Origin of the sequence: Streptomyces cinnabarinus, from assembly GCF_027270315.1 — a bacterium.
Classification (GTDB): Bacteria; Actinomycetota; Actinomycetes; order Streptomycetales; family Streptomycetaceae; genus Streptomyces; species Streptomyces cinnabarinus.
The window spans coordinates 8,247,701-8,267,497 of the sequence record NZ_CP114413.1 but is presented as its reverse complement, the minus strand read 5'-3'; the positions used below and the strand labels follow the sequence as shown (position 1 = coordinate 8,267,497).

The window sequence follows — 19,797 nt, the reverse complement described above, 5'->3', positions numbered from 1 at the left end:
ACTGAGTGCCATCACAGGTGATCAGGTGCTACGTTCCCGACCATGAGCTCCAGCAGTGCGGCGCCCCGCCGTGGCGAGAAGGCCGAGAAGGCTGAGAAGGCCGAGAAGGCTGAGGCGGCGGCCGCGAAGCCGCCCATGCGGGAGGCACTGGTCGCCGCGGCCTTCCGGCTGTTCCTGGAGCGGGGCTACGAACAGACCACGATCGACGACATCGTGACGCTGGCGGGGGTGGGGCGGCGGTCGTTCTTCCGGTACTTCCCGTCCAAGGAGGACGTCGTCTTCCCCGACCACGAGCGCTGCCTGACCGACATGACGGCGTTCCTGGCCTCGGGGGCAGGGGACGAGGAGCCGGTGCGGCGGGTGTGCGACGCGGCGCGCCTGGTGCTGCGCCTGTACGCGGAGAACCCGACCTTCTCCGTGCAGCGCTACCGGCTCACCCGGCAGGTGCCGGGCCTGCGCGCCTATGAGCTGTCGGTGGTGTGGCGCTATGAGCGGGCGCTCGCCGCGTATCTGCGGGCGCGCTTCACGGGCCGGCGCGACGGGACGCTCCAGGCCGACGTGATCGCGGCCGCGGTGGTCGCCGCGCACAACAACGCGCTGCGTTCCTGGCTGCGTTCGGACGGGCAGGGCGACGCGGACGCCACCGTCGACCACGCGCTGAGCTATGTGCAGTCGTCCTTCGGCGCCCCGCCCCCGGGGCTCGCCGACGCGCGGTCCGAGGACGTGATGGTCGTGGTGGCCCGCCGGGACGCGCCCCTGTGGCGGGTCGTCCAGGAGATCGAGACCGCTCGGGGATCCCTCACGAACTGAGCAGATTGAGGGTACGGAGTGCCTTTACCTCTGGCACTGAGTGCCATACGCTGCCGGTGTGCACGGTGGCACAGCGACCGGGCACGTGCGTGCGCGGCCGTCCCGCGTGCGTGGGATTCCGGCCGAGCGCAGGGAGTTGACCAGCGTGTACCACCCCTCAGGAAGCGTTGCTCGCCAGACCGCCGGCCCCGCGGTCGGCGTACTCGAAGCCACCGGCGCGGCCACCCAGGGCACCGACGCCATGCTCTTCCAGCGCTGCACCTGGTGCGGTACCGCGATGTACCACCGGCTGCTGTGTCCGGTCTGCCAGGGCAGCGAGCTGCGCACGGAGCGCAGTGAGGGCACGGGGACGGTGCGGCACGCGACGGTGGTGCACCGCAACACCCCGGCCGCGCGCAATGTGTCGCTGGTCGAGATGGCCGAGGGGTTCGTGGTGCGCGGCCGGGTGATGGGCCCGCTGATCGGCATCCACAGCGGGGACCGGGTCCGCCTCTCCCAGGCCAAGGACCCGGTGCGGGGCGAGCCGGTCTTCCAGCTGGTGGACGAGCCGTACCGCGCCTGGACCTGAGGAGCGCCGCCCCGCGCACCTGCCGGGCTCGGACCTGGGGCACAACGGCCCTACGGCACTACGCCGTCAGCCTGATCCGCACACCCACCGTGCCGTCCGCGCCCCGGCGGACACGGCTGCCGAGCAGGGTGAGGCGGCCGACAAGACCGTACTTGCGCGCGATCAGCTTGCGGTAGCGGGCGCTGGTCTCCCGGTCAGTGATCTCGGCGGTGGCCGGGACCGGGTCCCCGGTCGGATTGCCGCGCAGATCGCAGGGGCCGACCAGGATGTCCCCGCGGGCCCTGATGCGCTTGACCTTCCAGGAGTCGGCGACCGTCCACACACCGAGGGTGTCGCCGTCGCGCACCACCCACACCGGGGTCGGGACGGGGGTGCCGTTCTTGCGGTAGCTGGTGATCAGCAGGTACTGGCCGGTGCCGAGCCGCTCCAGCGGCGTGTCGTCCATGGGCGGCAGTTTAAGCAGGAGCCTCGCGGGCCCCTCGTGCGGGATGCTGGAGCCGGTGCACACGACAGGGGGCTGCACGGTGACGAGCGATGGCGGGGACACGGGGCCGGCGGCGACCGGGCGGCTGATCGAGGTGGGCTGCGACGAGTCCGGCTCGGACGGCGAGAACCTCACCGGCGGCAACACCGAGGTGTTCGCGCACGCCAGTGTGCGGCTGCCGGTGCCGGTGGCCGCCGCGTACGTGCAGGAGATCCGCGACTGGATCCGCTCCCCCGCCGAGGAGTACAAGGCGAACCATCTGCTCCGGGAGAAGCACCGGGCGGTCCTGGAGTGGCTGCTCGCTCCCGCCGGGCCGATCCACGGCACCGCCCAGGTGCATCTGATCGAGAAGGCGTACTTCGTGGTGGACCGGGCGGTCGACCTGCTGCTCGGCGATCCCGACGCCGCCCTCCCGCTGTACCGGCGCGGGCCGGAGCTGTTCGGGCCGGAGCGCTGGCGGGAGTTCCTCCAGGCCGCCAACCAGCTGCTGCGGGTGCGCAACGAGGGTGAGCCCGAGGCTCCGGTCGACACCTTCTTCCGTACCGTCGGCGCGCTTCGGCCGGTCGCCGCCGGGGACGAGGTGGCCGAAACGCTGCACCGGCTCGCCTCGGCCCGCGCCCGCGCGGACGCCTACCGGGCCGAACTGCTGGCGGGCCCGCCGCTGATTCCGGTGCTCAATCCCCTGTTGCCCGCGATCGTCGCCACCGCCGCGTACTGGAGCGCGGGCGGTGCCGCGGTACGGCTGGTCCATGACCGGCAGAACATGCTGACCCCGGAGCGGATCGCCTGGATCGAGGGCCGGGCCCGCCGGGCCGGGGTGCGCCTGGCCGGGGTCGAGCTGGTGGTCGCGCGGGAGGATCCGCGGATACAGCTCGCCGACTTCCTCGCCGGGATCGCCCGCAAGATCGCCGACGACGAGCTGGGCGGCCGGGCCGATCCGGAGCTGGCCGCGCTGCTGCGCCCGTACGTGGATCCGGCGTCGGTGTGGGGCGACGCGGCGGGCCGCGTGCTGCTCGGGGTGCCGGAAACGGATGGCGCAGCCCCCTCGGCAAACATCAACTCGGGCGTCTAGATTGCGGGTTGACACATACCGATCCAGCCATCGCAGGAGCCGTCCCGTGAGGGAGAACCCGTCGGCCGCGGCCGACCGAGCGTCGCTGCGCGCCCGTATCAACACCCTCCAGCCGCACACGGCCCGGATCTGGAACTACTGGCTGGGCGGCGGGGACTACTACGAGGTGGACCGGGTGGCGGGCGACCGGATCCGGGACCTGCATCCGGCCATCGGCGACTACGCCCGCGCCGACCGTGACTTCCTCGGCCGCGCGGTGCGTCATCTGGTCGTCGAGGCCGGAATCCGCCAGTTCCTCGACATCGGGACCGGGCTGCCCACCGCGGACAACACGCACGAGGTGGCGCAGCGGCTGGCCCCCGACGCCCGGATCGTCTACGTCGACAACGACCCGCTGGTGCTGGCGCACGCCCGCGCCCTGCTGACCAGTTCCCCGGAGGGCCGCACCGACCATCTCGACGAGGATCTGCGCCGTCCCGAGGCGATCCTGGAGCGCGCCGCCGCCACCCTGGACCTCAGCCGTCCGGTGGGGCTGCTGCTGCTCTCGGTGGTGATCTTCCTCGGGGACGACGAGGATCCGTACGGCGTCGTGCGGCGGCTGCTTGAGGCGCTGCCGCCGGGCAGTCATCTGGTGCTGTCGCACACGGTGACCGGCCCGGACATGCCGGACGTGGACCGGGCGGTGCGGTTCTGGAACGAGCACGGCACGCCCCCGCTCACCCAGCGCTCCCCCGAGGCCGTCGCCCGCTTCTTCGACGGGCTCGAACTCCTCGATCCGGGCGTGGTGTCGTGCTCGCGCTGGCGCCCCGAGGACCCCGGGGCCGCTGAGGTGGCGCTCTACGGCGGAGTGGGCCGCAAGCGGTAGCGCGGTGAACACCGGCGCCCTCGGCCACGTATGGAGTGGGGGCGCTCAACTCGGAGAGCGTCTCGCGGTGTTGGAATCGCGCTGTTCGGGTTCGGGAGCCAGGCATGAGGCACGCACGACGACGGATCGTCCGGCGAGTGACACGGCTGGCGGCCGTCGGAGGACTGCTGCTGGGCTCGGCGATGGTGACACGCGCCGTGGCCAGTGAGCCCTCGGACGCCGCGCCGGGCGCGTCCGTGCGCTCCGCCGTGGACACGGGGGCCGGTCTGGTCGAACGGCTCGGCAGCGCCCGTACGGCGGGCAGTTGGCTCGGTGCCGACGGGCGGCCGGTGGTCGCGGTGACGGATGAGCGGGCCGCGGCCGAGGTGCGCCGGGCGGGCGCGCAGCCGAAGCTGGTGTCGCACAGCATGAACGAGCTCAAGTCGGCGGCGTCCACGCTGGGTTCGGCGCCCAAGGTGACCGGGACGGCCTGGGCGATGGACTACCGGACCAACCAGGTCGTGGTCCGCGGCGACAGCACCGTCTCGACCGCCGACTGGTCGAAGCTGACCGATGTGGCGGGCGGGATCGGCTCCTTCGTACGGATGGAGCGCACGGACGGCACCTTCACCACCCGGCTGAACGGCGCGCTGCCGATCCTGTCGACCGCCGGGCGCTGCTCGGCAGGGTTCAACGTCACCGACGGGCAGCGTGACTTCATCCTCACCGCCGGGCACTGCGGGCCGAACGGCTCGGTCTGGTTCTCCGACACCCAGGGCCGCGAGCAGGTCGGCAGCACGGTCCGGGGAAGCTTCCCCGGCGGCGACTTCTCGCTGGTGCAGTACGCGAGCGGCGACGCCGGTGACGGCGCCGACGTGGTGGCCATCGGCGACGGACGCGGGGTGCGGATCACCGGGGCGAGCGATCCCTCGGTCGGGCAGCGGGTGTTCCGCAGCGGCAGCACCAGCGGGCTGCGGGACGGGACGGTGACCGCGCTGAACGCGACGGTGAACTATCCCGAGGGCACGGTGACCGGGCTGATCGAGACGAACGTGTGCGCGGAACCGGGGGACAGCGGCGGGCCGTTGTTCTCGGAGGGGGTCGCGCTCGGTCTGACCTCGGGCGGCAGCGGGGACTGCCAGGCGGGCGGTACGACGTTCTTCCAGCCGGTGACCAAGGCGATGGCCGAGGTGGGCGTCCAGCTGATCACGGCGGGGGCGCAGGGCGGCGGGCAGGGTGGCGGTCAGCAGAGCGCGGCGCCCGAGCCGTCGGCGTCGGGCACGCAGAGCGCGATCGCGCCGGGGGCGGCCTCTCCGGGCTCCTCGGCGCCGGTCGGCGGCGGGGACGCGGGGGCGCAGCTGCTGTCCCGGCTGGCCGATCCGCGGAACGTGGGGCCGGGGCTGCTGATCATCGCCGGGTCGCTGGTCGCGCTGGTGGCGACGCGGTTCATCCGGGCCGAGCAGGACCGCAAGGCGTATCAGCGGTACTACTCGGCGACTTGGGGCTGAGTTCGTAGCTCGTGAAGAAGGGGTCTTCGAGGGTCCTCGGGAAGCGTCAGGCCGCGTTCGCCGGCTGCGGGGCCGCTGCGGCCCACTCCATGACGAGGCGCTGGTATTCCTCGCGCTCCTCGACGCTCAGTGTCCCGCCCGCCCGGCGCCACAGGGCCCGGATCTCCTCGTTGACCTCGTCTGCCGAGCGATCGGAAACGGGTTCAACACTGGTGGACATGGTGTGAAGCATACGGCCGGAGAGGTGAAGGCTCCGTGAGCAAGCGCGGCCAATACGGACATAACGGACCGTGTTGCTGATCACGTCCCGATCTTGGCAATACGTCCAGGTCCGCACCCCCCTTCAGGCTTCAGCCGCGCCCAGCACCAGCACCTGGATGGCGAGGACCGCGGCGCCGCGCGCCCAGTCGTGGAAGTCGGACATCCGGGTCTCCAGGTCCAGCGGAGCGGCCAGCGGATGCCGGTGCTCCCGGACGGTCCGCATCACCTTCTCCCCGGCCACGTCCATCAGGCCGACCCCCTCCCCGGCCAGCAGGATCCGCTGCGGCATGGCGAAGTTGGCGATCTGCGCAAGCAGGATCCCCAGGGCGCGGGCCGCCTCGTCGACGACGCGGGCGGGCGGCGGGTCCCCGGCGGCCGCGAGGCGGAGGATCTCCTCGTAGGTCCAGTCCCGGCCGGTGCCGGCCTGCACCTGATAGCGGATGTTGGGGATGGTGAGCATCGACACAGCGCTGCCGCGGGCGCCGTCCGGGGTGAGGGGGCCGTGCGGATCGATGATCCAGTGCCGGCCGAACCCGCGGTCCTCCTCCTCGCAGGACACCCGCCGGCCGCCGAGGACCAGGGAGTAGCCGAGTCCGGCGCCGATGGTGAGCACCACGAAGCGGTCGAGACCGCGCCCCGAGCCGAACCAGTTCTCGGCCTCGGTGAGCGCGGCGACGTCGTTCTCGACGACGACCGGCAGCCCGGTGCGCTCCTGGACCAGCGCGGCGAGCGGAATCTCGCGCCAGCCCAGGAACGGTGACTCCGCGACGACCGCCCGGCCCTGGACGAGGCCGCCGACGCCGATGCCGATCCCGGCGAGCCGGGGGAAGTCGCGGCCCAGCTCCGCGGTCATCTCCGCCAGCAGACCGGCGACCTCGGCGGGGTCGTGGCCGGTGAGCGGTCGGTCGAGGCGGGCGACGATCTCGCTGCGGAGGGTGGTGACGACGCCGTAGACCATGTCCGCGGTGATCTTGTAGCCGATGAAGGAGCCGGACCCGGCGACCACGTCGAGGGGCTGGGACGGGCGGCCCGTGCGCACCTCGGCCGGGGATCCGGCCTCGGGGACCTCCACGAGCAGGCCGGACTCGATGAGCGGCTTGGTCAGCCGGGTGAGGCTGCCCGCGGAGAGGTTCAGCCGCCGGGCGATCTCGGTGCGCGACAGCGGACCGCCGACGAGCACCTCGATCGCCACGGAGCGCTCCCCCGCGCTCAGCGGAAGCCAGTCGGTGACGGCTGCGGTCATGAGGTTCTGCCCTCTCGGTTAGTTCGGTCTTTTTTTCGATACGGAAACAACGAGGTCACTGTACGGCCGATTGCCCGGCCGGGAAAAGATATCCGCCCACCTCTTGACGGCCCGATTCTTTCGCCTCAAAAGTAAGTGCCCGAGGACGAGCCGCCGCGGACGAGGGAGTCTCCCGATGACCATCGCCTCCAGCAGCCCACCGTCGCGTCTGCCCCTGGGCGGCGCCGAGGGGGCACGGACCAGGCCGAGGACGGACCGGGCACGGGCCCGGGAGTCGGGCGGTGACGGGCGGCTGGCCGCCGTCTTCCTGGCGCCCGCCCTGCTGGGCTTCGTGCTCTTCCTGCTCTGGCCCACGCTGCGCGGCGTCTATCTCAGCTTCACCCGCTTCAACCTGCTCACCCCGGCCGAGTGGGTCGGCCTGGACAACTACGCACGGATGGTCAACGACCCCATCTTCTGGGACTCGTTGGCGGTCACCGTCGAGTACGTGGTCATCAACATCGGGGTCCAGACGGTCGCCGCGCTCGCCATCGCCGTGCTGCTGCAGCGGCTGACGCAGTCGGCGGTGCTGCGCGGGATCGTGCTGACGCCGTATCTGATGTCCAACGTCGTCGCCGGCATCGTCTGGCTGTGGCTGCTGGACACCCAGCTCGGCATCGGCAACGAACTCATCGCCGCGGTCGGCGCCGACCGGATCCCCTTCCTCGCCGACGAGACCTGGGCCATCCCGACGATCGCCCTGATCAATGTGTGGCGCCATGTCGGCTACACCGCGCTGCTGCTGTTCGCGGGGCTCCAGGCGATCCCGAACGACATGTACGAGGCGGCGAAGGTCGACGGCGCGAGCGAGTGGCGGATGTTCTGGCGGATCACCATGCCGCTGCTCCGGCCGGTCCTCGCGGTCGTCCTGATCATGACCGTGATCGGTTCCTTCCAGGTGTTCGACACGGTCGCCGTGACGACCGCGGGCGGTCCCGCCAACGCCACCAACGTCCTTCAGTACTACATCTACGGCGCCGCGTTCGGCCGCTTCCAGTTCGGCTACGCCTCCGCGATGTCCGTGGCCCTGCTCGTCGTGCTGAGCGCCATCACATTCCTCCAGTACCGGCTCACCCGGGCCGGCCAGAGCGACCTCGGCTGACGGAAGGGAGCGACCGACATGGCTGCCGTGACGGCGACCACCACGAAGGTACGGCCCACCGGGCGCCGCAGGCTCTCCCCGGGACGGATCGTGGCCTGGACGGCGATGGCCGCGATCGTACTGATCACCCTGCTGCCGTTCTACTGGATCCTGCGCACCGCGCTCTCCTCCAACACCGCGCTCGCCGCCCACCCCGGCGACCTCCTCCCCGTCGACCCGACCACCGGCGGCTTCGAACGCGCCCTCGGCCTCCAGTCGACCGAGGAGGCCATCGCCCAGGGCGGTTCCGGCGGCGGGCTGAAGTTCTGGCGCTATCTGATCAATTCGGTCATCGTGTCCACACTGATCAGCGGGTGCCAGATCTTCTTCTCCGCGATGGCCGCGTACGCCTTCGCCCGGCTGCGCTGGCGGGGCCGGGACCAGATGTTCGCGCTGTTCCTGGCCGGGCTGATGGTGCCGACCATCTTCACGCTGCTGCCCAACTTCGTGCTCATCAAGGAACTCGGCCTGGTCGACAACCTGCTCGGCATCGCCCTGCCGACGATGTTCATGACCCCGTTCGCGGTGTTCTTCCTGCGCCAGTTCTTCATGAACGTGCCCCGGGAGGTCGAGGAAGCGGCCCTGCTCGACGGCGCCGGGAAGATCCGGATCTTCTTCCGGGTCATGCTGCCGATGGCGTCCACCCCGATCCTCACCCTGGGCGTGCTGACGTACATCACCGCCTGGAACGACTACTTCTGGCCGCTGATGGTGTCCTACAGCGACAGCTCACGCGTGCTCACCGTGGCACTGGCGATCTTCCGGGCGCAGACCCCGCAGTCCGGCTACGACTGGTCGGGACTCATGGCGGCCACGCTCATCGCCGCGCTCCCGATGCTGCTGCTGTTCGGCGTCTTCGCGCGGCGCATCGTCAGCACCATCAGCTTCACCGGCGTCAAGTAAGGGGACCGGCATGCGAATTCGTACCGTCGCGGCGCTGACCGGAGCGCTGGCCCTGTCCTTGGTCTCCGGCTGCGGTCAGGGCGACACCACCGGGGCCGGGTCGGACACGGTGACGTACTGGCTGTGGGACGCCAACCAACTTCCCGCGTACCAGGCGTGCGCCAAGGGCTTCGAGCGGCAGAACCCGGGCCTGAAGGTGAAGATCACCCAGATGGGCTGGGCCGACTACTGGACCAAGCTCACCGCGAGCTTCATCGCGAGCACCGAACCGGACGTGTTCACCGACCACATCCAGAAGTTCGGCCAGTTCGCCGACCTGGAGGTGCTGGAGCCCCTGGACGACCTGGGCATCGACAACTCCGCCTACCAGGAGGGCCTGGCCGCCAACTGGACCGGCCAGAACGGCCATCGCTACGGCGCCCCCAAGGACTGGGACACCGTCGCCCTGTTCTACAACCAGAAGCTGGTGAAGGAGGCCGGTCTCACGGCCGAGGAGCTCAACACCCTGTCCTGGAACCCCGAGGACGGCGGCACCTTCGAGCAGGCCATCGCCCGTCTCACCGTCGACGACAACGGCAAGCGCGGCGACGAACCGGGCTTCGACAAGAAGAACGTCAAGGTGTACGGCCTGGCCACCGGCGGCGCCGGCGACAGCGACGGACAGACCACCTGGAGCCCGTTCGCCGCATCCGCGGGCTGGCACTACACGGACAAGCCGCGCTGGGGCACCGAGTACCAGTACGGCGACAAGACCTTCCAGTCGGTGATCGACTGGTACTTCGGCCTGGCGGACAAGGGCTATCTCGCGCCGTTCACCGACTACACCGACGGCGCGAACCCGGCCAACGCCCAACTCGCCTCCGGCAAGGCGGCGGCCTCCTTCGACGGCGCCTGGATGATCTCCACGTACTACGGCACCAAGGGCCTCGACGTCGGCACCGCCGTCACCCCCACCGGCCCCACCGGCAAACGCGCCACGATGATGAACGGCCTCGCCGACTCCATCACCAAGAACGCCGACAACAAGGCGGGCGCGAAGAAGTGGGTCGCCTACCTGGCCTCGGACGAGTGCCAGCGGACCGTGGGCGGCTACGGCATCGTCTTCCCCGCCACCCCGGACGGCACCCGGGCCGCGGTGGCCGCCTACGAGAAGAAGGGCATCGACGTGTCCGCGTTCACCGAACCGGTCACCGACAGCGAGCACGCCACGACCTTCTCCTTCCCGGTCACCGACTACGCGGCGGACGTGTACGCCCTGATGCGCCCGGCGATGCAGGACGTGTTCGCGAACGGCGCCCCGGTGAGCGAACTGACCAAGACCAACGACCAGATCAACTTCATCCTCGGCCAGTGAAAGGCACTCACTCCATGACGTTCTCCCTCGGCATCGTCGGCGCCGGGCAGTTCTCCGGCAGCTTCGCCAAGCTGTTCCTGGCGCACCCCGGCGTCAGCGACGTCCACGTCACCGACCTGCTGCCGGAGCGTGCGGAGCAACTGGCGGCCGCGGAAGGGCTGTCGGGCACGTTCCCCTCGTACGAGGCGATGCTGGAGTCGCCGTCGATCGACGCGGTCGCGATCTTCACCCAGCGCTGGACGCACGGCCCGCTGGTGCTCCAGGGACTCCACGCGGGCAAGCACGTCTACTCGGCCGTCCCCATGGCCATCACGACCGAAGAGATCGCGGCGATCATCGAGGCGGTCAAAACGACCGGACTGACCTACATGATGGGTGAGACCAGCCAGTACAACCCGGCGACCGTCCACGCCCGCAACCGGATCGCCGAGGGCGCCTTCGGGCGGATCTTCTACGCCGAGGGCGACTACGTCCACGACATGGATCTGGGGTTCTACGAGGCGTACCAGTACAGCGGCGGCGAGAACTGGAAGGCCACCGCCTCCTATCCCCCGCTGTTGTACCCCACACACGCGGTGGGCGGGGTGCTGGGCGCCTGGCGGACGCACGCGGTGAGCGTGTCGGCGATCGGTGTCGTCGACGAGCGGGGCGACGGCGTCTTCGACAAGAGCGTCAGCCAGTTCGGCAACGACGTCTCCAACGCGACCGCGCTGTTCGAGGTCGCGGGCGGCGGCTCGTTCCGCACGAACGAATTCCGCCGGGTCGGCTACCCCTCCCACATCCGGGAGTCCCGTTTCCGCTTCTTCGGGACGGAGGCGAGCATGGAACAGCTCGCCACGGTCGCGTTCTGGCAGGACAAGAACGGCGTGAAGGACATCAGCGAACTGCTGGAGCCCAAGCCCACCCTGTCCCCCGACGACCCGTCGCTCCAGCACATCGCACCCGAGCTGCGGGCCGCCTTCACCTCGGGTTCGGCACCGGTGCACGAGCGCGCCCGCCTGCCGCGGGTGTTCGACGACCTCCCCAACGGGCATGAGGGCAGCCACCACTTCCTGGTGGACGACTTCGTGACCGCGGTCAACACCCGCACCCTGCCGTCCGTGAACGCCTGGGCGGCGGCCCGCTACACCCTGCCGGGCATCATCGCGCACGAGTCGGCGCGGCAGGGCGGGGCGAGGCTTCGGATCCCGGACTTCGGAGACGCGCCGGAGGCGTGACGCCTGGGCTCCGCAAGCCGGGTGCCCGCGTCGGCTCAGGTGCCCGGCTTGCGGCCGTACACGAAGACGTCGTCGCCGTTCTTCAGCATCGACCAGTACTTCTTGGCGGTGGTCTTGGTCATGTTGACGCAGCCGTGCGAGCCGGGCGGGTTCCACATGCTGACGCCGACCGAGTGGAAGGCCTGGCCGCCGTCGAAGAACTGGGCGTAGGGCATCGGCACGTCGTAGATCGAGGAGACGTGGTCGATGTTGCGCCAGTAGATCTTCTTCAGGCCGGTACGGGTCTCGTAGCCGTTGCGTCCGGTGCGCACCGGGACCGGGCCGTAGACGAGCTTGTCGCCGTCCTGGATCCAGCTCAGCTGGAGCGTGAGGTTCACGCAGGCGATCCGGCCCTTGTTGACCGGGCACTTGCCGTCCTTGTTGGGTGTGCTGCCGACGGCCTTCTGCTTGTTCATGAGGTCCATGACGCCCCAGGTCACGGGTCCGGCGTAGCCGGCGTTCGGGCTGATCCCGTGCTTGGTCTGGAACGCCTGGATGGCCTTGCAGTCGGAGGCGGACTGCCTGCCGTCGACCGGCAGGCCGAGGAACTTCTCCACCTTCTTCTGATACGGCCCGGTCTGCGAGGTACAGCTCGCGGCCTGCGCCGGAGCGGTCCCGAGCGCCACGATGAGCGGTGCCGTCAGCGCGGTGATCCCGAGAGTGACGGCCCCTCGTCTGCGTATGTCCCCCATGGTCGGCGTTCCCTTCCCACCAGTACGACGCGATGTCCCGCGTTTCTCTGCCAGCTAGACCGGCGCGCGGGGGTGGAGGTTGTAGGCCGGATCCGGCTGTGACGAAACAGTGAACTTCGGGCCCTGATCAGCCGGGAATCACTCCGCGGCGCCCGGCGGTACGGTCGCCCGAAAGCCCGTGTTGACCGCGGTGAGGCCGCCGTCGACCACCAGGGTCGTGCCCGTGATCCAGGAGGCGTCGTGGGAGGCGAGGAAGGCGACCGCGGCGGCGATGTCGTCCGGTTCGCCGACCCGGCCCAGGGGGTACACGTGGCGGAACGCTTCGAGGTCGGCCTCGCGGCCCGCCCACGCCGTGGTGCGTACCGTGCCGGGGGCCACCAGGTTGACGCGGACCCCTCGGGGTGCGGCGTGCGCGGCGAGGGTGCGGGTCAGCGAGCCGAGGCCCGCCTTGGCGGCGCTGTAGGCGTGGTTGCCGAAGCTCTGGATGCCGTTGACGGAGCCGATGCTGACGATCGCGCCGCGGCCGGAGGCCGCCAGGTGGGGCAGGGCGGCGCGGCAGCAGCGGTAGGCGCCGGTCAGCGTGAGGTCGAGGTCACGGGCCCACACGTCGTCGGGTTCGTCCTCGAAGAGGGGCTCGTCGGGGGTGCAGCCGTAGGCGTTGTTCACCAGGACGTCGAGGGAGCCGAAGGCCGCCACGGCGTGGGCCACGGCCGACTCCACGGAGGCACGGTCCCCCACATCGCACCCGTACGCCTCCGCCCGCAGGCCCTCCTCCCGCAGAGCGGCCGCCGTCCTCTCCGCCGCCACCTCGTCCACGTCCGTCACCAGCACCCGCGCGCCCCCGGCGGCGAACCGGCGGGCGGTGGCCGCGCCGATGCCGCGGGCGGCGCCGGTGACGAGAACTCCGTACCCGTCGAAGCGTGTTGTGTCCGTCATGGTCCAGCACGGTAGCGCCGCCGAGATCAACTCGGCAGATACCGTGCCGTCATGGATCTGTTCCTCCAGCAACTCCCCACCCTGCTGGGCGTCGTGGTCGGCGCGCTCGGCTCGTATCTGGCGCTCGTCCGCAGCGATCAGGCCCGCTTCCGGCGGGAGGAGGCAGCGCGGTGGGAGGAGCGGCGGCTCGCGGTGTACTCCGACTACGCGCGGTCGGTGAAGAAGACCGTCACGGTGACCTACCGGATAGCCGCCGAGCTGGGCTGCGGCACCCACCCGGACCCGCTCCCCCTGGAAGAGGCCAGGCCGCTGCTCGCCGAGGCGAACGCCGGCCGGGACCCCTCGGGCGAGGCGCTGCTCATGCTGGGCAGCGTCGACGTGGTCGACCGGGCGCGGGCCTGGGTCGTGACGGTGATGGAGATGGAGCGGTACGTGCGCGAGGGCGGGCGGGATCCGGAGGCCTGGCAGGCACTGCTGGTGCGGCAGCGCGCCGGGCGTGAGGGCTACTACACGGCCGTACGGGAGGACCTGGGTCTGCCGCCGGGCCACTCGGCGCGGTGGCGGCTGCCGGTGACGGAACCGGTGCCTGATCAGCGGTAACCGGCTGTATCCGCAGGTTTGCCCGCGTCCTGGACCTCGACCAGGTAGCGCCAGGCGTCGGGGCGGCTGCCGTCCAGGTCGGTGAAGCCGTACTCCTGGGCCAGGCCGCCGCTGGAGAGGGAGGCGCCGTTGAAGCGGGCGACGTCGGGGTCGGCGGCGAGGGCGGCGACGGCGCGGCCGACGTAGCGCGGGGTCTCCGAGATCGCGAAGTGCGGGACGGTGGCGAGGGCGTCGCGCCAGTTGTCCTCGCGCACCCCGAACGCGTCGAGCATCATCTCCGAGCGCAGCCAGCCCGGGGTGAGCGCGAGGGCGGTGGCGCCGCGCGGTCCGAGCTCATGGCCGAGGGAGAAGGCCATGCGCAGCACGGACGCCTTGGCGAGGTCGTAGAAGAAGGAGTTGCGGTAGTGCTCGCGGTTGTAGTCGGCGGTGCCGTCGGTCATCTCCACGACCAGGCCGCCGGGGTTGCGCAGCAGCAGCGGCAGGGCGTGGTGGCTGGTGATCGCGTGCGTCTCGACGGCGAGCCGGAGCAGCCGCAGCCCCTTGTCGAGGTCGTGCTCCCACACCGGGGTGTCCCAGCCGAAGAGCTTCTCACCGCCCCAGACGTCGTTGACGAGGACGTCCAGGCGGCCCTGTTCCGCCGCGATCCGGTCCACCAGGTCCTTGACCTGCGGCGGTTCGAGGTGGTCGGTGGGTACGGCGACACCGTGGCCGCCCGCCTCGGTGACCAGGTCCGCGGTGTCCTCGATGGTCTCCGGGCGGTCGTACTCGGAGCGCCGCTCGCGGGTGGTGCGTCCGGTGACGTAGACGGTGGCCCCGGCCGCTCCGAGCTCCACGGCGATCCCGCGTCCCGCTCCCCGGCTCGCTCCGGCGACGAGGGCGATCTTGTCCTTCAGTGGCTGTGACATGTCCGGCCTTCCGTGTGACGGCTTGTCCGGTATCCACGATTCCCGGTAAGCCGGACATCCTCTGTCGCCTTTTCACCCCGGTGGGGAATGCTGGGAGCTGTGGCCGTGGAGAAGAACCGCATCGTGGAGACGTTGTTGAGCCGGATGGCCGATGGCACTCTGACCGTCGGTGACCGGCTGCCGACCCAACGCGACCTCGCCCGGGAATTCGAGGTGTCGCGCGACACGGTGCAACGTGCGCTCAGAGAGCTGGCTGACCTGGGGTACATCGAGGCGCGTCAAGGCAGTGGCACCCGCGTCGTCAGACCACTGGTTGCCCATGAACAGTCCGCGGGTACGCGTCAACGCCCCATGAGGCTCGCCTCTCGCCTCAGTACAGCCTTCGAGCAGTACGTCGTCACCCTCGACGTGTTCGCCCTGACGGGAGAGTCACTCGACCCGCACCTACGCCTCAACGCCGAGCGAGTGCGAGAGGGGCACATCCAGCCAGAATCGATCAGCGTGCGCATGCTGCTGCCCCGGATCGACGAGCAGTTCAGACTGCTCACGCCGGTGGGCGGCACCCCTGACCCGCGACCACTGGACCGGCTCCGCAGGATCAAGGAACTGCATACCGCCTCGATCAAGCACACCCTCCACGAGCTGCACACGGAGAGGATGGTCCAGAACGTCAGCTTCGAGTGCAGAGAGATCCCTGTCGTTCCGATGCAGAAGCTCTATCTGGTCAACGGCTCCGAAGTCATCACTGGCTTCTACCAAGTCATCGAGCGCCCTGTGTTGCTCGACACCGGCGAGCAGCTCCAGGTCCACGACGTGCTCGGCCTGGGCGCCACGCTCCACCACCACTCCGCGACCGGCGACGGGGAGCATCCCGACCCCCACAGCGTCGCCGTCGTGGCCCGAGCCCAGCGGTGGTACGAGCACATGTGGTCCAACGCCGATCCCTCGTAGGCGCGTTGGGTCGCACGAAGAGCGAACTCCGGCCGACCGCGCCGCGCTATCGTCGTAGCCTGCGACACGAAGGGCCAAGGGGGCGAGAGGGATTGCGGGTGAGCCACCAGGCCGACTCGCTCGCCGAGCGAACGTACGCCCTGGTGGTCGGGGTGGAGTCCTACGAGGTCGGCCCGGACTGGCGACTGCCCGGCGCCGCACATGACGCCGTCGGCTTCGCGCGCTGGCTCACCGGCTCAGGACAGGTGCCGCCCGCCAACCTGCGGCTGTTCCTCTCCCCACTGGCAGGCGCCGACCTCCCGTGCACGGACGGTCTTCCGGAGCACCGGCCGGCGACCGAGGCGAACATCAAGCGGGCCCTCCTGAGCGAACTCCCGTCGTGCGACGGCGACGTGCTGTGGATCTACTGGGCCGGTCATGGCTTCGTGAACGGCATCGGAGATCCGCTCCTGCCCTACGCCGACGCCGACGCCTCCAGCATCAGCAACCTCAACCTGGGCTCGGCCCTGCGCCGTTGGAGGTCCGACTCGGTGAGCAGGCGGCGCTTCCGGAGCCAGGTCGCCCTCATCGACGCCTGCCGCGTGGACCAGCGGCTGGCCCCGAACCTGCAGTTCGAGGAGACCAGTTACCGCGAAGGAGCCAGGATCACCGGGCGCGAGCAGTTCGTCCTCTACGCCGCCCGGCCGGGTGAGGTGGCCCGGAACCGGGCGGCCCGGCAGTCGGGGCTGTTCACGCGGACGCTGTTGGACAGACTTGCGGGTCTGAGCGTTGCGGAGAGCATCGGCCGTCTGACGGACATCGCCGTGGATATCCAGTCCGACTTCGAGGAACTGCGCCGGAACGGACAGTCCCGGCAGACTCCGGCCTTCGAGATCCGTCGCGGGTGGAACGACTCGGCGGCCTTCACCGAACCGGCGACCGAGGACGGGGCCCCGCGGCTCGATCAAACGGCCTGGAACCAACTCGCCGCCCTGGCACAGGAACAGCGGCTACCGTCCTGCGCCCACGACGCCTACCGCTGGGCGTTCGAGGCCTGCCGATGTGCCGCTCCGCTGGCCGGGTCCCTGCCCGAAGGCGGTCTCACGGAGATCGTCCGTGACCTCGACGACCGCCAGGGACGGCCCGGTTCACCGCTCGCCCTGCTCTTCGTGCGCTATCTGGCCGCCCATGCCCAGGACCGGCAATGGGGTGCGCGGCTGGACCTCTGGGTGGAGGAAACCCGGCTCCGGCTCGGCGCACTGCCGGTACCTCCCGCGCCGGAGCGGCCGAAGGAGCCTGCCGCCCTCCACGTTCACCTCGCCAGGGCTCCCGTGGCGGGCACCGGATACCTGGTGCGCATCTGGCGCTACCGGGGCGGCTTCACCTCGGAGTGGGAGTCCGGGACCTCCCTCCTCCTGTCGGCCGCGCGCGGCGAGGTGAGCGAGCGGATCGCGGCCCTCGTCGAGCAGTACGCCGACGCCGACCCGGAGGGCGGCGAACCGGACATCGAGCGCGTCGAGTTCCACATCCCCCGCGAGCTGATCGACGAGGAGTTCGAGAACTGGGCGGTGCCCGCCGGTCCGGAGGACAGCAGCGAACTCATGGGCGTCCTCTTCGAGGTGGTGGTGCGCTGTCCCGACGAGCGGAGGGGCGTGGCGCGGCAGAAGTGGCGGGCGAAATGGCGGTCTTTCGAGGGCCAGGGCCGAGGAGGGTGGGGGGCGCCCGAGGTGGACGCCGCGCTGCCGGTCTGGCTCCTCTCCGAGCAAGAGGTGCCGGGCAATCTCGCCGGGCTTCTTCAGGTCACGGACTTTCCCGTCTGTGTCCTGGCTCCTGTCGATCCCGCCCGGCTGAGCGACGTGTTGAAGGCCGTGCACACCTCCGGCGTCCCTGTCGCCGTGTGGCGCCGGGGCGGACCGCCGGAGGGTGCCGCGGGTGACATGGCCGCCGCGCTGGCAGCGTCCGGCGACCGGATTGACCTGCGGAATCTCCCAAGCACGGTACGCAGACTGCGCATCGCGGCCGGTGGCGCTCCGCAGTCGGACCGGACCTGGAGCCACCCCTTGGCCCTCCTCTGGGACGACCCGAACCGAAGACCCGAACCCCGGCAGCTGAAGTCCACCCCGGACAGCGCCGAGGAGGGGAACAGTGCCGCACCGGTGGATCGGTGACGCCGTGATCGACAGACTGCGCCGGATCATCGCGGACGCGGGAGCCGAGGCGGGGCCCGAGGAACTCGCCGACATCCTGTGGCTGGCCAGCATCATGACCGCCGGGACGGGGACGGGGACCGAAACCGGGACAGGGACCGAGACCGGGACGGAGACCGGCACCGGGACGGATCGGCCGGACCGTAACCGCGAACCGGGGCCCACCCCGCCGCCCACGACGCCCTCTCCGCTGCCACCTCCGCCGACCCGCCCAACCCGCCCGACCCCAGGCACGAGCGGCTCACTCTTCACCGCCAAGCAGCCGCACGCGGCGCGCTCCGCAGAGCCACGCCCGCCACAGCAGCGGAGCGGCCGACGCGGCACACCAGTACGCGTCAGCCGCGCCGCCTCGCTCGACGATCCCCTCGCCGTCCTGCGCGCCCTGCGCCCCCTGGGCCGCCGCCGTCTGCCCGACCACCGCATGGAACTGGACGAGGAGGCGACCGCGGAAGCCGGCATCGCCCATCACACGCTGATGCCGGTGATGCGCCCGGCCCGTGACCCCTGGCTCGATCTGACCCTGGTCGTGGACACCCACCGCTCGATGCTGCTGTGGCACGACCTGATCTCGGAACTGCGCACGCTGCTCACGCAGACCGGTCTCTTCCGCACAGTGCGGGTGTGGTTCCTGCGCGCCTCCCCGGGCGAGGGCGTCACCGTGTCCCCCACGCTCGGCGGACCGTCCCGCAGCCCCTCGGAGCTCGTCACGGGCCGTCGGCACAGCCTGATCCTGCTCGTCAGTGACACGGTCTCCGAGATGTGGCACCGGCCCGCCCTGCGGGCGACCGTCGGCCGGTGGTGTGCGCACAGCGCGGTGGCGCTGCTGAACGTGCTGCCGGAGCGGCTGTGGGAGCGCGGTGGTGTGCGGCCGGTCCGCTGCCTGGTGCGCGCGACCGGACCCGCCGCGCCCAATGTCTCCTGGAGTCTTGGCATTTCACCGTACGAGCAGCCGGTCCCGAGGGCCGCGGTTCCGATGGTCGACGCCTCCCCCGCCGCCCTGTCCGCGCTCGCCTCACTGGTCTCCGGCAGCGGGCGCCCGCACCGACTGCCCTGCCTCCCGCTCGACGCCGACTGGTCCGCGAGCGAATCCCCCAGCGAGCCGCTCGGTCCGGCCGCCGACAGCGCGCCGGACGACATCGCGGCGGAACGGGCCGCGCTGCGAGCAGTCCGCTGGTTCGAGGAGAGCGCCTCCCCCGGCGCCCGCGAACTGGCCGGATTCCTGGCGGCCGTACCCCTCACCCTGCCCGTGATGAACCTGGTGCGCCGGGCCATGCTCCCCCAGTCGGACCACGGGCATCTCGCCGAAGTGGCCCTGGGCGGACTCCTCCAGCCCTGGGAGACGTACGACCGCGCGGACCCGACCTACCTGGAGTTCCGCTTTCTCCCAGGAGTCCGCGACGCGCTCCTCGGCGGCCGGCTCCGCCGGGAGATCACCGCGGTGCGGGAGCTGGTCCGCGAGGAGGTCGCCGCCTACCTGGACGAGCACCGCGGCCCCGGCGACTTCCCGGCGATCCGGCACTCCTCCACCGGGGCCGGTACCCAGGAGATCGATCCCGAGGCACTCGCGTTCGCCCGTACTTCACCTCTCGCGCCGGACGGCGTCCAGGATTCCGGACTGGGCGAGGCCGTTCACCGTGCGTTCGAGGACCCCGAGGTCACCATCGCCGCGGTCGTCGCCGATGTCAGCACACTGGTGGCAGCGCTGCGGCCGCAGTTCGAGCGGGTCCGCGAGGGCCTGGCCCGGCCCGTACCGGTCCGGGTGCGGCTGCTCCTGATGGGCGGCGGCGGAGCAGACGATCCGCGTCGGCGCCTCATGGAGATTCTGCGCCCGCACAGCGAGGTGACGTTCGACGTGAGAACAGCTGCCGACCAGCCCCCGACGGAGCTCTACGTACTCAACAACCGGACCGTCCTCACGTCGTACGTCCACCTCCCCGGCGAACCCCCGGAGCCGCTCCTCGTACAGCCCGAAGACCGCCTGGAGGAGACCCTGGGCTGGTTCGACTCCTGGTGGGCGCTGTATGGGGAGCGCTGAATCGGACGG

The 19,797-nt window shown here is 70.9% G+C and carries 19 protein-coding genes; 13 read left to right on the top strand and 6 right to left on the bottom strand.

The genetic code is table 11. The annotated features are described in order from the left end of the window. Nucleotides 1-42 precede the first annotated feature (42 nt). Nucleotides 43-810, top strand: a complete 768-nt coding sequence (locus STRCI_RS37305) for a TetR family transcriptional regulator (protein ID WP_269663418.1) — start codon at nt 43-45, stop codon at nt 808-810. A 145-nt stretch (nt 811-955) separates the two neighbouring features. Further along, nucleotides 956-1,378, top strand: coding sequence for a Zn-ribbon domain-containing OB-fold protein (locus tag STRCI_RS37300; RefSeq protein ID WP_269663417.1), 423 nt, complete (start codon nt 956-958; stop codon nt 1,376-1,378). Between the two features lie 58 nt (nt 1,379-1,436). On the opposite strand, the gene STRCI_RS37295 is transcribed toward STRCI_RS37300, so the two are convergent. After that, nucleotides 1,437-1,823 carry a PPOX class F420-dependent oxidoreductase gene (locus STRCI_RS37295; RefSeq protein ID WP_269663416.1) on the bottom strand — a complete coding sequence of 129 codons (387 nt, stop codon included), beginning with the start codon at nt 1,821-1,823 and terminating at the stop codon, nt 1,437-1,439. A gap of 43 nt (nt 1,824-1,866) precedes the next feature. Here STRCI_RS37295 and STRCI_RS37290 point away from each other — a divergent pair, with 43 nt between their 5' ends. The 3 genes from STRCI_RS37290 (at nt 1,867) to STRCI_RS37280 (ending at nt 5,286) form a co-directional block, all read left to right on the top strand. Further along, on the top strand, nt 1,867-2,934 hold the full coding sequence (locus STRCI_RS37290; protein WP_418953480.1) for a hypothetical protein: 1,068 nt from the start codon (nt 1,867-1,869) through the stop codon (nt 2,932-2,934). Between the two features lie 46 nt (nt 2,935-2,980). After that, nucleotides 2,981-3,799, top strand: coding sequence for an SAM-dependent methyltransferase (locus STRCI_RS37285; protein ID WP_269663415.1), 819 nt, complete (start codon nt 2,981-2,983; stop codon nt 3,797-3,799). 104 nt (nt 3,800-3,903) lie between these two features. Then, nucleotides 3,904-5,286, top strand: coding sequence for a S1 family peptidase (locus STRCI_RS37280; RefSeq protein ID WP_269663414.1), 1,383 nt, complete (start codon nt 3,904-3,906; stop codon nt 5,284-5,286). A gap of 46 nt (nt 5,287-5,332) precedes the next feature. Here STRCI_RS37280 and STRCI_RS37275 read toward each other — a convergent pair whose 3' ends face one another. Continuing rightward, a complete protein-coding gene (locus tag STRCI_RS37275) occupies nt 5,333-5,518 on the bottom strand; it encodes a hypothetical protein (RefSeq protein WP_269664742.1) in 186 nt (61 codons plus the stop codon). Nucleotides 5,519-5,629: 111 nt separating this feature from the next. After that, on the bottom strand, nt 5,630-6,790 hold the full coding sequence (locus STRCI_RS37270) for an ROK family transcriptional regulator (protein ID WP_269663413.1): 1,161 nt from the start codon (nt 6,788-6,790) through the stop codon (nt 5,630-5,632). A 175-nt stretch (nt 6,791-6,965) separates the two neighbouring features. Between STRCI_RS37270 and STRCI_RS37265 the strand changes: the two genes are divergently transcribed. From STRCI_RS37265 to STRCI_RS37250, 4 genes are read left to right on the top strand one after another with little or no spacing between them, the layout of a single operon-like run. Next, the gene (locus tag STRCI_RS37265; RefSeq protein WP_269663412.1) at nt 6,966-7,931 is read left to right on the top strand and encodes a carbohydrate ABC transporter permease; all 966 of its coding nucleotides are present in this window, start codon (nt 6,966-6,968) and stop codon (nt 7,929-7,931) included. A gap of 18 nt (nt 7,932-7,949) precedes the next feature. Further along, the gene (locus STRCI_RS37260) at nt 7,950-8,873 is read left to right on the top strand and encodes a carbohydrate ABC transporter permease (protein ID WP_269663411.1); all 924 of its coding nucleotides are present in this window, start codon (nt 7,950-7,952) and stop codon (nt 8,871-8,873) included. A 10-nt stretch (nt 8,874-8,883) separates the two neighbouring features. Further along, nucleotides 8,884-10,227 (top strand): ABC transporter substrate-binding protein, encoded by a 1,344-nt coding sequence (locus STRCI_RS37255; protein WP_269663410.1) that lies wholly within the window; start codon nt 8,884-8,886, stop codon nt 10,225-10,227. Between the two features lie 14 nt (nt 10,228-10,241). Then, nucleotides 10,242-11,444 carry a Gfo/Idh/MocA family protein gene (locus STRCI_RS37250; RefSeq protein ID WP_269663409.1) on the top strand — a complete coding sequence of 401 codons (1,203 nt, stop codon included), beginning with the start codon at nt 10,242-10,244 and terminating at the stop codon, nt 11,442-11,444. Nucleotides 11,445-11,479: 35 nt separating this feature from the next. On the opposite strand, the gene STRCI_RS37245 is transcribed toward STRCI_RS37250, so the two are convergent. Both STRCI_RS37245 and STRCI_RS37240 read right to left on the bottom strand, forming a co-directional pair. After that, entirely contained in the window at nt 11,480-12,175 is a 696-nt protein-coding gene (locus STRCI_RS37245; RefSeq protein WP_269663408.1) for a L,D-transpeptidase family protein, read from the bottom strand. A 138-nt stretch (nt 12,176-12,313) separates the two neighbouring features. Then, nucleotides 12,314-13,111, bottom strand: coding sequence for an SDR family NAD(P)-dependent oxidoreductase (locus STRCI_RS37240; protein WP_269663407.1), 798 nt, complete (start codon nt 13,109-13,111; stop codon nt 12,314-12,316). 51 nt (nt 13,112-13,162) lie between these two features. On the opposite strand from STRCI_RS37240, the gene STRCI_RS37235 reads away from it, so the two are divergent. Continuing rightward, the gene (locus tag STRCI_RS37235; RefSeq protein WP_269663406.1) at nt 13,163-13,711 is read left to right on the top strand and encodes a hypothetical protein; all 549 of its coding nucleotides are present in this window, start codon (nt 13,163-13,165) and stop codon (nt 13,709-13,711) included. Here the strand turns inward: STRCI_RS37235 and STRCI_RS37230 are convergent. Then, on the bottom strand, nt 13,702-14,616 hold the full coding sequence (locus STRCI_RS37230; RefSeq protein WP_269663405.1) for an SDR family oxidoreductase: 915 nt from the start codon (nt 14,614-14,616) through the stop codon (nt 13,702-13,704). The genes STRCI_RS37235 and STRCI_RS37230 overlap by 10 nt on opposite strands. Before the next feature lie 105 nt (nt 14,617-14,721). Between STRCI_RS37230 and STRCI_RS37225 the strand changes: the two genes are divergently transcribed. The 3 genes from STRCI_RS37225 (at nt 14,722) to STRCI_RS37215 (ending at nt 19,788) form a co-directional block, all read left to right on the top strand. Beyond that, nucleotides 14,722-15,567 (top strand): winged helix-turn-helix domain-containing protein, encoded by an 846-nt coding sequence (locus STRCI_RS37225; RefSeq protein WP_269663404.1) that lies wholly within the window; start codon nt 14,722-14,724, stop codon nt 15,565-15,567. Nucleotides 15,568-15,665: 98 nt separating this feature from the next. Then, entirely contained in the window at nt 15,666-17,714 is a 2,049-nt protein-coding gene (locus STRCI_RS37220; protein WP_269663403.1) for a VMAP-C domain-containing protein, read from the top strand. Further along, nucleotides 17,692-19,788 (top strand): SAV_2336 N-terminal domain-related protein, encoded by a 2,097-nt coding sequence (locus STRCI_RS37215; protein ID WP_269663402.1) that lies wholly within the window; start codon nt 17,692-17,694, stop codon nt 19,786-19,788. Before STRCI_RS37220 ends, STRCI_RS37215 begins: the two co-directional genes overlap by 23 nt. Nucleotides 19,789-19,797 lie beyond the last annotated feature (9 nt).

What these genes read in the sequence shown, in the direction of transcription:
- STRCI_RS37305 (WP_269663418.1), top strand. Translation starts at nt 43, where the DNA reads ATGAGCTCCAGCAGTGCGGCGCCCCGCCGTGGCGAGAAGGCCGAGAAG.
- STRCI_RS37295 (WP_269663416.1), bottom strand. Translation starts at nt 1,823, where the DNA reads ATGGACGACACGCCGCTGGAGCGGCTCGGCACCGGCCAGTACCTGCTG.
- STRCI_RS37290 (WP_418953480.1), top strand. Translation starts at nt 1,867, where the DNA reads ATGCTGGAGCCGGTGCACACGACAGGGGGCTGCACGGTGACGAGCGAT.
- STRCI_RS37280 (WP_269663414.1), top strand. Translation starts at nt 3,904, where the DNA reads ATGAGGCACGCACGACGACGGATCGTCCGGCGAGTGACACGGCTGGCG.
- STRCI_RS37275 (WP_269664742.1), bottom strand. Translation starts at nt 5,518, where the DNA reads ATGCTTCACACCATGTCCACCAGTGTTGAACCCGTTTCCGATCGCTCG.
- STRCI_RS37270 (WP_269663413.1), bottom strand. Translation starts at nt 6,790, where the DNA reads ATGACCGCAGCCGTCACCGACTGGCTTCCGCTGAGCGCGGGGGAGCGC.
- STRCI_RS37265 (WP_269663412.1), top strand. Translation starts at nt 6,966, where the DNA reads ATGACCATCGCCTCCAGCAGCCCACCGTCGCGTCTGCCCCTGGGCGGC.
- STRCI_RS37260 (WP_269663411.1), top strand. Translation starts at nt 7,950, where the DNA reads ATGGCTGCCGTGACGGCGACCACCACGAAGGTACGGCCCACCGGGCGC.
- STRCI_RS37255 (WP_269663410.1), top strand. Translation starts at nt 8,884, where the DNA reads ATGCGAATTCGTACCGTCGCGGCGCTGACCGGAGCGCTGGCCCTGTCC.
- STRCI_RS37250 (WP_269663409.1), top strand. Translation starts at nt 10,242, where the DNA reads ATGACGTTCTCCCTCGGCATCGTCGGCGCCGGGCAGTTCTCCGGCAGC.
- STRCI_RS37245 (WP_269663408.1), bottom strand. Translation starts at nt 12,175, where the DNA reads ATGGGGGACATACGCAGACGAGGGGCCGTCACTCTCGGGATCACCGCG.
- STRCI_RS37240 (WP_269663407.1), bottom strand. Translation starts at nt 13,111, where the DNA reads ATGACGGACACAACACGCTTCGACGGGTACGGAGTTCTCGTCACCGGC.
- STRCI_RS37235 (WP_269663406.1), top strand. Translation starts at nt 13,163, where the DNA reads ATGGATCTGTTCCTCCAGCAACTCCCCACCCTGCTGGGCGTCGTGGTC.
- STRCI_RS37230 (WP_269663405.1), bottom strand. Translation starts at nt 14,616, where the DNA reads ATGTCACAGCCACTGAAGGACAAGATCGCCCTCGTCGCCGGAGCGAGC.